This is a genomic window from Brevibacillus sp. BC25, assembly GCF_000282075.1.
Lineage (GTDB): Bacteria > Bacillota > Bacilli > Brevibacillales > Brevibacillaceae > Brevibacillus.
In genome coordinates this window covers 23,773-39,546 of sequence record NZ_AKIX01000021.1, presented here as the reverse complement: position 1 = coordinate 39,546, position 15,774 = coordinate 23,773, and the positions used below count along the sequence as shown (strand labels likewise).

The 15,774-nt window shown below is 47.0% G+C and carries 11 protein-coding genes; 1 reads left to right on the top strand and 10 read right to left on the bottom strand.

Going from position 1 to position 15,774, the window contains the following annotated elements:
- Positions 1–64: 64 nt before the first annotated feature.
- Positions 65–1,039 (bottom strand): ABC transporter substrate-binding protein, encoded by a 975-nt coding sequence (locus PMI05_RS04955; RefSeq protein WP_007718023.1) that lies wholly within the window; start codon positions 1,037–1,039, stop codon positions 65–67.
- 145 nt (positions 1,040–1,184) lie between these two features.
- Positions 1,185–1,901: a helix-turn-helix transcriptional regulator gene (locus PMI05_RS04950; RefSeq protein WP_238543251.1), complete on the bottom strand. Its 717-nt coding sequence runs from the start codon at positions 1,899–1,901 to the stop codon at positions 1,185–1,187.
- Positions 1,902–2,287: 386 nt separating this feature from the next.
- Between PMI05_RS04950 and PMI05_RS04945 the strand changes: the two genes are divergently transcribed.
- Entirely contained in the window at positions 2,288–3,112 is an 825-nt protein-coding gene (locus tag PMI05_RS04945; RefSeq protein WP_007718018.1) for a hypothetical protein, read from the top strand.
- Positions 3,113–3,152: 40 nt separating this feature from the next.
- On the opposite strand, the gene ybaK is transcribed toward PMI05_RS04945, so the two are convergent.
- The 8 genes from ybaK to PMI05_RS04905 all read right to left on the bottom strand — a co-directional run bounded on the left by ybaK (position 3,153) and on the right by PMI05_RS04905 (position 15,683).
- On the bottom strand, positions 3,153–3,632 hold the full coding sequence (ybaK, locus tag PMI05_RS04940; RefSeq protein ID WP_007718015.1) for a Cys-tRNA(Pro) deacylase: 480 nt from the start codon (positions 3,630–3,632) through the stop codon (positions 3,153–3,155).
- A gap of 115 nt (positions 3,633–3,747) precedes the next feature.
- Positions 3,748–5,325, bottom strand: a complete 1,578-nt coding sequence (locus PMI05_RS04935) for a glutathione ABC transporter substrate-binding protein (RefSeq protein WP_007718013.1) — start codon at positions 5,323–5,325, stop codon at positions 3,748–3,750.
- Between the two features lie 307 nt (positions 5,326–5,632).
- Positions 5,633–5,923: a hypothetical protein gene (locus PMI05_RS04930; protein ID WP_007718011.1), complete on the bottom strand. Its 291-nt coding sequence runs from the start codon at positions 5,921–5,923 to the stop codon at positions 5,633–5,635.
- Positions 5,924–5,947: 24 nt separating this feature from the next.
- Positions 5,948–7,606 (bottom strand): hypothetical protein, encoded by a 1,659-nt coding sequence (locus tag PMI05_RS04925; protein ID WP_007718009.1) that lies wholly within the window; start codon positions 7,604–7,606, stop codon positions 5,948–5,950.
- 2 nt (positions 7,607–7,608) lie between these two features.
- Positions 7,609–11,076, bottom strand: a complete 3,468-nt coding sequence (locus PMI05_RS04920) for a DUF4132 domain-containing protein (protein WP_007718007.1) — start codon at positions 11,074–11,076, stop codon at positions 7,609–7,611.
- A 19-nt stretch (positions 11,077–11,095) separates the two neighbouring features.
- Entirely contained in the window at positions 11,096–12,235 is a 1,140-nt protein-coding gene (locus PMI05_RS04915) for a VWA domain-containing protein (RefSeq protein ID WP_007717998.1), read from the bottom strand.
- Positions 12,220–14,622, bottom strand: coding sequence for a DUF5682 family protein (locus PMI05_RS04910; protein WP_007717990.1), 2,403 nt, complete (start codon positions 14,620–14,622; stop codon positions 12,220–12,222). Before PMI05_RS04910 ends, PMI05_RS04915 begins: the two co-directional genes overlap by 16 nt.
- A complete protein-coding gene (locus PMI05_RS04905) occupies positions 14,583–15,683 on the bottom strand; it encodes an AAA family ATPase (protein WP_007717988.1) in 1,101 nt (366 codons plus the stop codon). Before PMI05_RS04905 ends, PMI05_RS04910 begins: the two co-directional genes overlap by 40 nt.
- Positions 15,684–15,774 lie beyond the last annotated feature (91 nt).

Sequence of the window (15,774 nt, the reverse complement as noted above, 5' to 3'; positions counted from 1 at the left end):
TTCTTCACCAAAATAAGGATTGCCTTTCCAGTGACTCGTATAAAGGTGATCGTACCCGTTATTTTTACTTTCCCATCGCTTTCATGATTTCTTCAATCCCGTCTATTTTCGCTAGAGCCATCGGTCCTGGTAACGAAGGGTCTGCCAATTCATAGACCCGGTTGTTTTTGACGGCGTTCAAGCTATTCCAGACGTTGCTTCCTTTCAAGGCCTCTTTCACTCCACCCTGGATCGGCGCTTGCCAATTATTGATGACGAACAGATGGTCTGGATTTAATTGCGCGAGACTCTCCAGTGAAAGCTGTCCATTTTCATTGTCCCCTTCTGTTCCTCTCAAGCCAAGACCATCATAAAATGGATCGAAACGTCCATCGTTCCAAGTAATGAACTGCTCTTTCCCTCTGTACATGACGAACATGACTGACTCCTGACTGCGAAAAGCGAGCTGCTCTTTGTATGCCGCCGATTTTCGATCAAACTCAGCCAGCACATTCGTAGCCTTCTCCTCTTTTCCAATAATGGCTGCCATTTGTTGAAGGGTTTCACGCCAATCCCCAGCGTGAGGCAAGATGACAGTTGGTGCAATTTGCGATAATTTTTCGTATTGGTCGCGCATGTCATCTGCGGCAATGATGACATCAGGCTGAACTGCTAGCAGCTTCTCCAGATCAACCTCCATCCCTAGATCGATGATATTTTTATCCGCCACTCGTTTACTGAGACTGGGAAAATTCGACGTAATGGTCGATACACCTTGGGCAGCAATCGGATACTCATCCAAAACGGCCAAGTAGTCAACAAAAGCAATGTACGGCGTCGCGATTTTTATTGGTTTTTCCTGAATGACCGTATCACCTGATAGATGCGAGATCGCCCGTGGAAAAGCACTCTCGCTCTTTACAGGCGTTGAGTATTGGTGTCCCGCTTGTTTGTTCGTAGTTGGTGCAGTTGTTTGTTGGGTCGATCCTCCACCGCATCCTGATATCATCAAAACTAAAATGATAGCAAGGGCCATAAAAATAGTACCTTGTCGCTTCATACTCCGTCTTCTCTCCTTTTTGAGGCTCTCCTACATAAAACAATATATAAATGAGATTCGTTATCAACGCCCCAAATGATACTACTGGTCGGTCATCCATACTACCTGTAGACGGAATAGTTTGCTGGTTATCGGGATACTGAGCCTACCTGTTAGAGGAACGTCTCACGAATACGCTTGGGTTGACACCATATTTCTCCCGGAATGCTTCGGCGAAGTAGCTTGTATTCGTATATCCGATGGCACTCGAGGTTTCCGTCACATTCATTTCCCCTTGTTGAAGTAAAAATAAGGCTTTTTCCAACCTTTTTTCTCGCAAATAGCCAAAAACGGTCGTACCAAACATTGCTTTAAAACCTATCTTCAGCTTGTAGTCGTTTAAACCAATCATCCTGGACAGCTCAGGTAATGAAGGCGGGTCTGCCATGCATTCCAACATGATCTCCCTTGCTTGCACGATCTTTTCTTTGTCTCTTTTCGATAAGGGAACAGACTCCGTTTCGCTATCAAGCAGAAAGGATTGAAACGCCATCGAAAGCAGTCCCAAAACGCCAGTTTCCATCTCAATCTTTTTCGTTCCTGGTTTGGCGACGTACTGCATCACACGCTGGAGTGCAACGGAAGCGGCAGGAGACAGCTTTTCCTGAAAGATACGAAACGATTGTTTTCCAAGAACTTGCCCGAATTCAATGGAACGCCCTCCATTCGACTCCTCCATAAAATGATGAAAGGTCGACACAGGAATACCGATGCCAAGCATGTAGAAACGCTCATCTCCAACATATTCAAACCTTGCTTCCACTTCTGACATGAATTGAAGTGAACAAAGTCCTGGCAGCAACTGGTGCTCTTTGCCTTGCACGCTTATGCTTCTTTCCCCTTTTAAACAAAAATTAAGCTCTACCATAGGACTTTTCGTAGATAGAGAGATGCTCTGTGATCGGTATAATGTATAGTCGGATACAACAACTTCCATATCATACCGAGAAAGAAACCGACGAACATACCCCTCCCCCATCTCTGGATGAAGGGTCAGATTGGTTTTCTGATCCATATTTTGCGGTTCCAGATTCATTCTGTCGAAAAAAAGATGAAAGTTTTCTTGAATATCTGTCGAACTCAACGCTGTTCACCCCATCCGATACGTAAAATGCATATGATAATCATTCTCAAATTATAGCCGAATGCGGAATGTTTTACTATGATATGGGAATAGTGGCACATTTCAGCAAGAGAGGGGATGTTCTTATGCTAGATTTCGCAAGTCCTGTATGGGGTAAGCTACAAGGTCCTTATGGTTTTTCTGATCGCCTCCCTGCGCTCATCCAGCATATTCAGCACGACTATTTTTCCGAAGAAAAAGAAGAGTTGTATTGGGAGCTTCTGTATCATCAAAATACGATTTATCCATGTACATATGCTGCGGTCCCCTATATAGTAGAGATCGCTTTAAAAACAGAGAACCCTGATATTCTGTTGGACATCTTCATAACCTGCGGCATTTTCGAAGCCAGTAGCGAAAATGTGCCTCATATGGATGTTCCATTGGAGTTTTTACGAGATCAGACACCATTATTGGATCAAGAGACCATCAGAGAGATCTATCGTGAATACCGACGTGCCATTCTATCACTGACAGAGCAGACAGAATCAATCCTTCACCTAGCACGGATGGGAGAGCATGATGCAGACAAGCGCTACATACTAGCTGCGGACGCTGCGTTTCGTGGGGACAAAGACATTGCCAACATGCTTCTCACCTTTTCGGCGGGAGACGAATATGTAACGGTGTGTCCGACGTGCGATCAGTCTATCTACTTATGGCCAGATGAGGAAGAGGAGATTTTGTTCGCTTACGAAGACGATCCCGTTTCTCACGGTACAGCGGAACGATTATTAATCATCGCCAAAAGACCGGACATGACAAACGACAGCGGACTTCAGGGATTATACCAACGAGCGCTTGCGATTGAGGATAAAACGCTGCTTGCCCACCTTCCTTATCTTGCTGGTGAATTGAACTGCTGCTCATGCGACACCCCAATGCATGTTTGGACGGGACTTTTTCCATAAACAGCAAAAAGGCCCCAGCTAATGCCGTGGCCTTTTTGCTTTAGATTGCAGATACATCTGCCAAGGAGCCTTTCGTTGCTTGTAACAAGCCCTCTACTGCCATCTCGATCTGGACGCCAATGTGTCCGCCACTGACGATGATCGTCTCTAACGATTGTGCTCGTTGATCGATCACCGTCGGAAATAATTTCTTCATCCCGATTGGCGAACAGCCGCCACGAATATAGCCAGATACTTTGGTGATCTCCTTCACGGGAATCATCTCGATCTTCTTCTCTCCGACTGCTTTCGCCGCTTTTTTGAGATCAAGCTCGGCTTCAACGGGAATGACAAACACATAATACGATTTGCTCGTCCCTTGCGAAATCAATGTTTTATAGACAACGTTCTCTTCGCGACCGATCTTTTGGGCGACAGCGATTCCGTCGATTTTCCCATCATCCGTTGCATATGTAAGCATGGTGTATGCGATTTTTTCTTTGTCCAATATCCGCATCGCATTCGTTTTTCCTTGCTTCACGCCATTCCACCTCCGCTACACGCTGGTCAACAAAATATAATCTATCTTAGGGGATGGCGTTCTACTTTTCAACCCAAAAACGCCACTGACACAAGCATGTCAGCGGCGCCTCGTCTTATTGAATCGTTACTTCGTCAATCTCGATATGGCCTGCAGGGCTAATCCATACACCCTGTACATTCTTTTGAATTGCCGCCAAGTTCTCGGAGAATCGGAACGGAATGAGTGGAGCTTCGTTCATTTCGATTTGTTGTGCTTTTTCATAGATTTGTTTGCGTTTTTCTGCGTCTGTTTCTTTGCGTCCTTCGTCAATCAGCTTGTCCACTTCCGGATTGTTGTAGAAGGAGTGATTTCCTGGTGCGCCATGTGCTTTCGAGTGATACAGGTTCGCTTGGTTGTAATCGGGATCGCCCGTAGCATTCCCCCATCCACTCATGAACAGGTCTGTCTCCCCTTTAGAAGCTGCGTCAATATACGCACCGAATTCCATGACATCCAGTTGCAGGTCAATACCGATTGGCTTCAGCTGTTGCTGCAAAACCTCTGCTACGCTAATCCGTGCTTTGTTATCATTCAACGCGATTTTTGCTTTGAAGCCGTTTGGATATCCAGCCTCGGCGAGCAATTGCTTCGCTTTCTCGACGTCATACGGAATGTCTTTTACATTCGGGCTGTACCCAACCATCGCTGGTGTAATCGAGGAGTGAGCTGGTGTTCCCACGCTGTTGTAAACGCCTTCAATAATGGTTTTCTTGTCGATTGCATGGGCAATGGCTTGGCGGACACGCACATCGTCAAAAGGCTTTTTCTTTGTATTCAATCCGATGTGATCGACAGAGAACCCAGGGTATCGCCCCAATTGCATCGAGGGAGAATTCTGCACGCGATCGATGTCCGTCACAGGCAGGTTTTCTGCCACTTGAACTTCTCCTGTCTCAACCATGGCAAGGCGAGTTGTGTCTTCCGGTACGGTTTTGAAAACGACTTTATCCAAATTTGGTTTACCGCCATAGTAGCTATCGTTTCTCACGAGAACCACTTCTTGACCTGGCGTCCATTTTTCGAATTTGTACGGGCCCGTACCGGTTGGATGCTTGCTCAAATCTTTTCCATATTGTTCAATGGCTTTCGGGCTGATGATGCTTCCTTCTGCACTCGCCAAAACAGACAAGAGCGGTGCGTACGGGTAATTCAGAAGAAACTGTACCGTGTACTCATCTACTACTTTCACTTCTTTGATTGCTTCAAACATATTAATCCGGCTAGAGCCAACGGCAGGGTCCTGAACGCGACCGATCGTTGCCTTTACCGCTTCCGCATTGAAAGGTGCGCCATCATGGAACGTCACGCCTTGACGCAGCTTGAACTCCCACGTCAAGTCATCGAGCTGCTTCCACTCACTTGCCAGGGATGGGACGTATTTGCTTTCTTTATCCATGCGGACAAGCCCTTCGTATACTTTGTGATGAACGATTGCTGCTGAAGGGATTTGGGACAGGAAATGCGGATCGAGGTTGTTCGCATCGGACAAACGAGCGATGACGAGGGTTCCTCCTGTTTTGCCTGCTTCCGCTGTACCCCCTGCTTGTCCAGCGCTAGTGGGCGCATCCTGCCCCGATGAACACCCAGCCAAAGCCGCAGATACCGCGATTGTCATAGCAATCAAAGTGTGATAAAAGCTCTTCTTTTTCATCTGTGTTCCCCCAATTCTTGTTGCAAATGTTTTAGCATTCAAACATGTTTTATTTTAGATAATATTCAGTTATTATATTTTCACTTTGTTTACCTTTATTTTCAGTTTCTTTACAACTTTGTATATAAACAAAAAACTCTCCCCTGCGGTAGCGAGAGAGTGATTCAAAGATTATCTGACAAATTCACTTTTTAACAGCCCATATTGAAAATTTCCATCCCGGAGATCGCAGTGAGTCTAGTTATACGTACCGACCATAGAAAAAAGAGAGACTCTTCAAGAATCTCTCCCCCTTCGCTACACCTTATTACGATGATCGAGTCAAAGGTTTTTTCATCATATTGACGTACTGCACTACATACAAATACTGCTGCGTTAACAAATCCGCATTCGCTTTTACTTCCTGCAAATAGCGATTGCCCTCCACATGCAGGTCTTCTATCAATGAGCCGAGGAAGCTCATATCGTGTTCGGTCGCGAGCTCTTGCAGCCTTTTCAACTCCTGCAAATCTTGCTTATCAAGTTTATGGATTCCTTTGAGTAACAAGCGTTCCTGCCAATCAGTCAGCTTTTCGGTAAAGGAATATAACTCCTCCATGATTGTACGTCCACTCCCTCACCGTTATAAATCTAACTTAAAGCTCGTCAGCGATTTACCCTGCATGATGCTGATCGGATAAAGTCCATCTCCTATTTTTTGCACAAGCAAATACACATCGCGCAGCTCTAGTAGCCGCTTATTTTGTTCGAGATGACGTATATTGCGGGCGAATTCCCCCTGATAGGAGATGCTCAATTGGAGGGACAGACATTGCTCGTCTTCGATCGTAAGAATCAACTGCTGCGTCTTCTGATCGAAATCGACTTGGTTGAACTTGTTCGCTTTCAATAGAAAAACCGAGTCCAAGGCAGTCTCAAACATATCGCCTGCCGCGTCCTTCCAACCACTTGACCAGTCGCGAACGAACACCTTGCCGAGATCCAGCTCCTCGATATTGTCCCTGGGAACAATGGTTAGCCGTGTCTCTTCGCTGGATGACAAGCGTTGCTCCCGATTCGTCTTCGCCTGTGTCAGGATGACCTGTGAATGAGAGAGCTCCTCCATCGAGATCAACCCGCCCCAGGGTACCTTACCTTTATAGCTGTCCTTAAAGGAAAAGGATATGCCTTCATAATACACGGGGCGCGCTTCTGTATACGTGTAGATGCGTTGATCAGAAAGCGAATAAAAGTAATACGTTATCCCCTTGTACCCCGACCGCGTCTCCCATGGATTTGCTCCCAAAGCATACAGACTTAACTCTGGAACCATATGGTACTTACTCTTAAAGCTGCCGAGTAGCTGCTTTTTCGATTCGGTGTGATCGGTCTTCTCTAGAGCAAGCAAACTAAGATACACCCGGGAAAGTCGGTCGAGCAGCGCTTCCGTTGAAAACTTGACATGACGCTGAAAAAATAAGTTCAGCTCCCCATGAATGCCGCGAATGTCCTTTTCCACGCGGGGAAGATTGCCGTTATGTGCAGCAATAGCAAGCAACTCCAGCCGTGTACAAATCGTCTGGGATAGCTTCGCCAAGCCGATGCCAAGAATCTCTGCGATCAGCGCTTTGGCTTCCGCTACGACATCGGTTTCGTAGCTGACATCGGTTACGTATGCTTGTAACTGCTCACGATCCTGTAGCTCATGCATGGCCCGATAGCGCAAAATGACCTCTAGCTTGTGCAAGCAATTGCCCTTCGCCTTGCAGGTGCACATACTCTTCCCGATCTCCGATTCACTGTCAAAAGATACGGATATATCCTGGGTACGCAATGTCATGGTTAAAAAGGATGTTTCAACGACCTCCAGCTCCTCGAAATAGTCGAGGCGAAACAGCACTTCTTCCAGCTGCGCTGGGGTAAAAGCCTTACTGATGTGAGACGGCTGCAATTGCAACAGCCAGCTAAAGTCAGGCTTGTAGGTCGCAAGCTCTTCCTCGTTCTCTGCTCCTGCTTGCAAATGGTTTTGAGCATAGTTGACGATAGCGATGATGACATGCTTGCATATCTTGTCAGATGGACATGAGCAGGAAAAGCGATTAATATCTGCATGAAGTCGGCATACGCTGTCATCTGACAGCGCACACTCGACGTAATCATCTCCGAACTCGTAGGAAACGGTCATTCCTTTTTCCATTTCCTTGATAGAACGATTGTAAATTCCTTTGTTCGCGTATTTAATCAGATACTCTTCGTTGCACAGCGCGATAAACCGATGAAATTCCGATGTGAAATCCGCCATCGTTATTTTCCTGCTGCACGCATGACATCGTAGACGGTTTCGCTGAAAATGCGTGTTGGAATATCGGTTAGCTTCAGCCGATCCACTGGTTTGAAGTAAAAATGCTTGTACTCGGCATCTTTATTCGGATAGAAAGCCAACGTTTCCAGCTTCACATCCTCCATGCCCTCCCAATACGAAATGCTCGCCCCGCTGATTTTCAGCTCAGCCACCATTCCGTCATACAGTTTGTAAAACTCATAATAATAACCGGCATCGAGCGGCGTTCCTTTGACCCAGCCGAATTTCTCCATCATTTTCGCAAAAGCGGTAGGTGAATACGATTCAACAGGCAGTCGGAGCAATTCATTGGCTTTCATTTCTTCTTCCGTTGGCAGGAACGCTTCACGATTCAACTGCTCGAATGGTTGGGTAATTTCGTAATCTTCTAGTTGAGTACGCCAGCCGTTCAACGACCCTTCGTCCAGCTCCAGTGGGTGAATCAAACCAACGAGCTGCTCATCTGCCAACTCATACTCATCCTCGTCCACGGTGTTAAATGTCCCATCGTCCATATAGCGGAACGTATCTACGAGCTTTCCGTCCTCGTATACACCCCAGATGAGCCCGATTGCGAATTTTTGCATCAATACGTTCTCCACAAAGAGACGTTTCCATGCTTCCGTTGACCAATGACGCGATTTGGACAGGGACTCCTCCAGACGAAGAGATTGTACTTTCACCATATTTTTCAGGTCTTTTTTCAATTGAGCAAAAGTCAATCGCGCTTGTTCTGCCTTCTCCTGATCGTCTTTCGCGGACGGTGCAGGCAGATTTTTTACCGCTTTTCCTGTACTGTCGTTCGTGACTTCCAGCTCCAGCTCATTGCTGACTTTGACCGTGAAGGTGCGGTCGCCGTAGTCAAACACTTGCTTGCCCGACGCATCGAAGCCAAGCGTGGTGACCAGTCGGTCTTCCAGCTCCATCGCGGAAATGTTCTGATTCGCAGCCGCCATGGAGAGCGCCTCTTCTGCTGCTGATTTGACTTGCCTGTTTTTGATCGTACGCTTGATCTGGTCGATTAGGCGCAGCGCAGTCAAATCATTCGAGAACGACAGGGCACGCACGCCATCCGCAGCCAAAGCTCCGCGAGAGTGATCTGTCCACTCCTTAACCCACTGACCAATCGTATCGACTATACGTCGATCTCCAAAAGCGACGCAGAGCGGCATGACCCATTTTTCTTTGGCGACTGCCCCATTATCGAGCCATGAGCGCAAAACTTCTACGGTAAAGTCAGCAACAGATGCCGCTTGCAGAGACGGTTTCAAGTCAAGTACCAACTGGTTTGGCGCTGTCGGAAAATCGATCGAAGCGGTGAGCATGTACTCCATTACTTCCTGACCCAGCTCGTTGCCATCTTGGTCGCGAAGGGCTGGCATGCGCTCCAGTGGCATCCATTTAATTCGTGTGAGCTTGCGCCTGTCGGTCAGTTTGCCCAAATGGGTCAAGCTCGCATCTGGCCCTTGCTCTTCGGCGTCGATAAATGTTTGCAGCAACGTTTTCAATTTGCTGCTCTTTTCTGTAATCAGCAGCTCTTGGAAAATCTCCTTGTTATTGTCTAGGGAGCGAATCGCATCCAGCGCCATTTCCTTGACCTTTGCTTTTTTCTCAGTATGATAGACGTGCAAATAAAGCTCCTTGTCTTTGGCCTGAAGAAACGCTGCACCAGCGAGGCCGCTCACTTTCTTCGAGCTGTCAGCCAACCCGAGCAGAATCGTTTGGTTGCGCAATTCCTCTGCCAGCGTCTCCTTTGCCGCTAATAGGGTTTGCGTCACAAACACGCGAAGCTCCGTTTCCAGCTTGTCAAATTGAGCCAGACTCATTTCCGGATTCGCTACGACCAACGAACGATACACCTCTTCATTGACGTCTGTGTAATAATAGTGCGTCTCCTTGATCGACAAAATCTGATAAAAAAGTGTCTGGATATCTACAGCTTCGTCATTCCGGTAATGGTCGATGAAGGCGGTCAATTGATCCTGGAACGCATGAGCGAAGCACATATGGCCTACTCTGCGGTTTGACTTGTCTTTGTATTGGCACATGAACGGAATCAGACGCGTAATAAACGGATGGTCCACAGGCAAGAAGCTCAGCAGGATCATCTGCTGTCTTACGAGTTGTAAGTCCTCCAGATGCACATGCTCGAGCACATCCTCTAGGACAGCTTTATCATCCAAATAGTTCGCCAGCTTTGTCGAGCCCTTCGCACGTCGCAGCGCGTCTTGAATAATTCCTTCCAAAGAAGGCTGGAATTCGGAGAGATCCACGCCTTCTTCCGTCAACGTTTTGTGTAAAAATCCTTTGACCATCGGGATCGAAGCAATCTCAAGTGCTCGTCTTGATTTCGTTACGTCTTCCAGTACCAGTTGCTTTACTTGCTCCCAATTTGTCGGCGGGGATAGCAAATGCTCGCGCAGGCCCAACAGTAGATCGTAAGGCTCATCCATGTGCACGAGGTCAGCCAGTCTCTTATCTTCGGACAAGATATCAAGTGGGAACATGTCAAACAAGATTTGCAAGGTGTCATGCAGCTCCCGATCCATCTCGTCTTCCTTCTTCAGGAATGCACTGATCCCGCCTTTGACGTGAATGCGGAAATACAGCAAGCTGATGACCAGCTCCATATATCGCTTCAAATGTTTCTGGTTCAAAAGGGAGCCTTCCTTGACCTGCTCTCCTGGATAATGCTTTTCTCGTAGCGCAGCCTTTTTCTCTTTGACGTATAAAGGGTACAACGACTCGTTAGTCAGTAAATTATTGCTCGAAAACTGCATAGTCACGACTTCTTTTGCAATGATATGCAGCTCTTTTATATATTCGCGTGTATCACCTGTAAGCAGGTAATAGTAGATCGGCATCAGCTTTTCTTTTGCTTCCTCCAAAATGCTCGGAGAAATCGTGTACGCATACGAAATGAAGAGCAAAAAATTGGCTCGATCAAATGTTGAGGAGTAATCACGGTTGATACTTACGCGATAATCCTCCGCTGCTTTTAACAAAAATTCGCCAAACAATGCAGGACCAAAATGCTCGGCCGTTTTTCTCACGGCCTCCAATGCTTTCTGATCTCTTTCATGGATATCAGCATCACTGATTTCCTTCATACTTTGCAGTTCGATCTGATCCAGGAAGCACTCATCCATCACATTTTTCTTATCGTAAAAACGATTGCTTGCCTTATAGATCAGTACAGCTGCTCGATAGAAGGACTGCTCCTCGCCGCGTTTTTTCAGCTTGTCAAATTCGGATCGAACCGTATAGCTGTAAAACCGCGGGTCCTCTGCGATTGCCGGGCATTCGTCTGTGTCACCTGCAACGTAATCAGCGATTTGATCGTACAAATGCTTGTTTCGATCACTTGCACTGATAAACTCCTCCACAAATTTCTTCGTAACTGGATTCAGATCTGTCTTTCGTAAAACCATTCCTTACTCCTCCTTCTCTCTATTTGATAACCTTTCCAATCCATTGCGCGAGCTCATCAGGCGTGATCGCGGCGACATTTGCTCCCATATCGCTCAATACCCTCGCAGCATGCTGGTTGTACGTAGCGTTTCCATTGAAATCCAAAGCCGTCAGCACTAAAAACTTGCAGCCCGCGTCGATAATTTCCTTGCTTTGGCGATACATTTCCTTGATCGGATAGCCCTCCTCCAAATCGCTGACGAGGATAAATATCGTCTTCGATGGATTTTCGAGCAGTGTTCTTCCGTATTTGAGCGCCTGGGCAATATGAGTCCCCCCACCAAGCTGCACACTCATCAGCACATCGACCGGATCATCCAGTCTATCGCTCAAATCAACGACCTTTGTATCAAAAATAACCAAATGCGTCTTCAAGGCAGCGAGCTTGTAAAAAATACTTGCCATAACGGAGCTGTAAATCACAGAGTCCATCATACTGCCGCTCTCGTCCACGACAATGACGATGTTCCATTTGTTGTGATGCTGGATATTGCTGTGGAAATACAGCTCATCGATGATAAAACGGCTTTTTTTGCGATCATAGTTTTTTAAATTTTTACGAATCGTTTTATGGACATCCAGATTTTTCATCGACTTCGTATAACCGCGTTTGTGGCGATTGCGTTTGCCGACAATGCTGGTCTGTACTTCATTTTCAAGCTGACGTCGCAGATCGTCTACGACCTTGCGTACAATTTCCTTTGCACTTTTCACGACCTCTCCTTTCATCCTGCCTTTAAATTGGAGGATGTTTTTCAAGAGGGTCATGTTGGGCTCCATGCTTTCCAACACTTTTTTGTCTGTCAACAGCTCTGTCATGTTATAGCGGTCCAGAGCTTGCCGCTCAAGGACTTCTACCGTTTTTTTGGGGAACAGCTTGCGAATTTTGTTCAGCCAGACGGGAACCGTCAATGCCGAATCTCCTCGGCCACCCTCTTTTCGATAGCCTTGCTCTTCTCCGTATTCACGGTTGTATAAAAATTCAAGAATCGAGTCCAGTTCCTGATAGGAAAACTCGGATGATTGATAGCCCCCACTGCCTTCCAAAGATTCCTCGGCATGAGAGCCCAATAACAACCGCCAGCGATTCAAGGCTTCGCGGCTCAAATCAGGTTCCATTTGGCAAACTCCTCCTTGATCGCTTGATCGAGCATGCGGGCATCACGTAAGGTACGCTCATCGATGACTGGATTCGTGACTTGTTCCACCGTCGTTTGGAAGAGAGCTGCCACTTTTTCCGAGAGCATACTAATTTCCATTGGGCTAAAATATGTAAACGCCAATCGCAGTTCAGGCACTACTTGTAAAAAATCATCGTAGGCCAAGGATGTAATCATCTGATGCAGATCGCACAAGATTTCTTCTTGATGAAACAGGTAGTCACGAGCCACGATAAAAACGCCATGTAAATACGCGGCGGTATGCAGCATTTGCTCAGGCGAGCCGAACATATAAGCACGCGCACGTCTGGAGATTTCTGCTCGTTCGATCACTTCGAGATTGCACAAGATCGCAACTACTACTCCCTCCAGTTTCGCGGGGAGCTTGTCGTTACGCAGCAATTCCAGCAGTTGATCACTGAAAATCTCTCGGGAATCATCCGCCTGTCTCTTCTCACTCAGCATGTACAGGAATTTGAGCTGATCGGCCAACTCATCCAGTTCGTTGGGGTTCGGGTTTCCCTGCTCGACGATTTTGGTCACAGCCTGGTAATATACTTCTTCCACCAAGCTCTCCAGCCGTTCTGTCTCAATAAGACCGAACAACCGTTTTTGCTCCAAAAGAATCGTGAGTGTCTTCAACGTTTTGCAAAGAGAAAGAAAATGTCCATCCTGCTTAACGGACTCTTGTACAGAATCAAAGAGTCGTTCCGACAACTCTTCCAAACCCATAACGACCGCCATCAAAAGCCATTTTGCCAGCTCATGGCTCTGATGCTGCGGCAATTCTTTTACCATATCGGCTAGCTTATGCGCAGCTGCCTCCTTCACCGTCCCACCGTAAACCGAGCTCTCGATCAGACGGGCTTCGACAAAGGAGGAATAGCTGTAGCGCCATGTTTCTCGGACAAGATTGACATTTCGGTTGTTCATCCAGTCTGGGCCGGCTTCTTTCGCGCAAAATTCTGTACCCAAGAACTGCATGCAGTGAAAAAACTGACTGGCTTCGCGATGCGACTTCTTGGCATACAGCTCGAGCACCTTCTGATTGCGCCCTGTTGTCGTAATCGCGAGCTTTAGCGATTTACATCTGTCTTTGCAATCGCGAACGATGGGCACATCCAGTGAATTTGGAGCAACCTCACCGATTCCGTCTCCTGTCAACAGCTCTCGCAATGTCTCGATCGGCTGTGAAGTTGCAATCGAGCGCTCGCCTTTTGTAAAAGCAGAGAGAACGGAATCAATCAACTCATAGGCACCGCCCTCGGCCTTTTCTCGCATGACTGCCAAGCCGTTCATGAGGCTGTACGCTTCGATCGCATCCGCAGTCGACGTCGTTTCTCCCTTGTCACGCAGCTTTTTGAGCAGTTGCGGGAGGTACACCAAGGCGCTTTTCGAGAAAGGAGCACGCTCCTTCTTCTCCAGTGCCTTCCACACACTCTCGTAGTAGTGAACGTACGGCATCCCGCTTGCGTATCCATTCAACTGATCTGCTTCCTGGTACGTGTACACCATCGGATATATTTTTTCTTCCTGCACCTTTTGTATCTTATAGGAAGTCTTTCGTTCCTCGATGAGTCCGTATGTATGAAAGCCCCCGGTCACTACGAGAATTCTCGCGTGCTTTTGCTTGGCCTCTGCAATTTTTTGACGCATGTGCGCCTCACGGATCAAATCGCCTTCCGCTTCCAAAGCCGCGTCATCATAGCATTTTCGAGACAGGTAGCAATAGGCAAAGACATCCTTGACGAAATCCTGCGTCTGTTTGCGGATACCATCAATCTCAAAAACCTTTTCCCACAGCTCATCGAAGTTCCGGCATTTCATCGTCTGGCACAATCGCTGAATAAACTGCGAGCCTGCCAGCATGCGCTCATCGTGATAGGACAGCTTTTCATTCTTCTTTTTCAAATCATGGCCGTCTTCCAAGCTTTCGAGGCGACTCCCGTAGCTTAGATCAATAAAAGCTGCAGGTATCTGCCGACGTTTTGCTTCGACCAAGGCTACATATTCCGGCGAATACAGAAGAAACGGAAAGTAACAGACGTATTTTTGCTCTCCTGAGGCGTACGCGTAATAAATGCTCACAGGAGGCTTCGTCCGTTCATCCGTCAAGATCGGAATGATATGATTGCTGTGGTCCGGGCCTTCAATCAGAATGATTTCCGGTTGATACTCTTCGATCGTTTTTTTCAAATGAAATGCGCAGGCAGGACTATGATGACGAACTGGGAAATAGACGACCTGTTTGCTGAGGTTGTAGACCTCTTCTTCGACGAAAGATTTTATGAAGCGGTCTTGACCGTTTATTTGATCCATTTCTTCTCGTTGTAATAAGTTCCCCATAGACCCTCTTCCTTTGCCCGTTCTTTAACCACTTTGGTAAAGTAGGTTTTCAGGATATTTGCGTCCTTTTGGTTTTCCTTGACGACCGCTCCCAGCATGTTCTGTACCAGTCGATCCATGGAAATTGGCCTGCCATCGTAGTAATGGGACGTCATTGCACTTTGGACATAGACGGATACGGCTTCGGCTGTACTCATCACGGATTGAGGGGAATCGATTTTGAATCCTTCTTTAGTCTCGCCCATGCGGAGCTCCATGAAGGTCGTCGCCAATATCTCAACCACATCCCGATCGATTTCGATGTTTACGCCACTTTGCTCCAGAATCACTTTTGCTTGGGATTCGATAATTTGCGCTTCCATTTTCACATGATTAATTGGCGCGATTGTCTCGAAGTTAAAACGTCGTTTGAGCGCGCTGCTCATTTCATTGACGCCCTTGTCCCGCAAGTTCGCTGTTGCAATGATATTAAAACCGGGCTTTGCAAACACGATGCCGTCTGACAACTCGGGAATGTTCATCACCTTGTCGCTCAAAATACTAATCAACACGTCTTGAACCTCAAATGGACAACGGGTAATCTCTTCAAAACGAGTAATGATTCCCTTGCTCATCCCGGTGTATAACGGGGAAGGAACCAGCGCTTGCAGAGAAGGACCTTTGTCCAGCAGCATCGCGTAGTTCCAGGAGTATTTGATCATATCCTCTGTCGTTCCCGCGGTGCCTTGGATTGTATTCGTGCTCGTACCGGAGATAGCTGCAGATAACAACTCAGACAGCATCGTCTTTGCCGTTCCAGGTTCACCGACGAGCATCAAGCCACGATTGCCTGCCAATGTGACGATTGCACGCTCAATAAGCACATCGTCTCCATAGAACTTCTTCGTAATCGGTATACTTTCGCCCTCATAAGAGAGGGGTTCATCCGTTCCTAAAATAAAGTCGCGTACAGCTCTTGGCGACATCAGCCAATTGGGAGGTTTTGTCCCTGTATCATGGGATCGCAGTGCATTCAGCTGTTTAGCATATAACACTTCCATAGGTGGCTTCATTGTTTCCATCCAAATGCCCACTCCATTTCTGGTTGTACTTGAAAAATAAGGTATACTACAAAAAATGAAAACATATGTTTGTCAGGAAAAGAAGGGCATT

Coding starts and splice junctions, on each gene's coding strand:
- PMI05_RS04955 (WP_007718023.1), bottom strand. CDS start 1,039: ATGAAGCGACAAGGTACTATTTTTATGGCCCTTGCTATCATTTTAGTT.
- PMI05_RS04935 (WP_007718013.1), bottom strand. CDS start 5,325: ATGAAAAAGAAGAGCTTTTATCACACTTTGATTGCTATGACAATCGCG.
- PMI05_RS04920 (WP_007718007.1), bottom strand. CDS start 11,076: ATGGTTTTACGAAAGACAGATCTGAATCCAGTTACGAAGAAATTTGTG.
- PMI05_RS04905 (WP_007717988.1), bottom strand. CDS start 15,683: ATGGAAACAATGAAGCCACCTATGGAAGTGTTATATGCTAAACAGCTG.
- PMI05_RS04915 (WP_007717998.1), bottom strand. CDS start 12,235: ATGGAACCTGATTTGAGCCGCGAAGCCTTGAATCGCTGGCGGTTGTTA.
- PMI05_RS04945 (WP_007718018.1), top strand. CDS start 2,288: ATGCTAGATTTCGCAAGTCCTGTATGGGGTAAGCTACAAGGTCCTTAT.
- PMI05_RS04910 (WP_007717990.1), bottom strand. CDS start 14,622: ATGGGGAACTTATTACAACGAGAAGAAATGGATCAAATAAACGGTCAA.
- PMI05_RS04930 (WP_007718011.1), bottom strand. CDS start 5,923: ATGGAGGAGTTATATTCCTTTACCGAAAAGCTGACTGATTGGCAGGAA.
- PMI05_RS04925 (WP_007718009.1), bottom strand. CDS start 7,606: ATGGCGGATTTCACATCGGAATTTCATCGGTTTATCGCGCTGTGCAAC.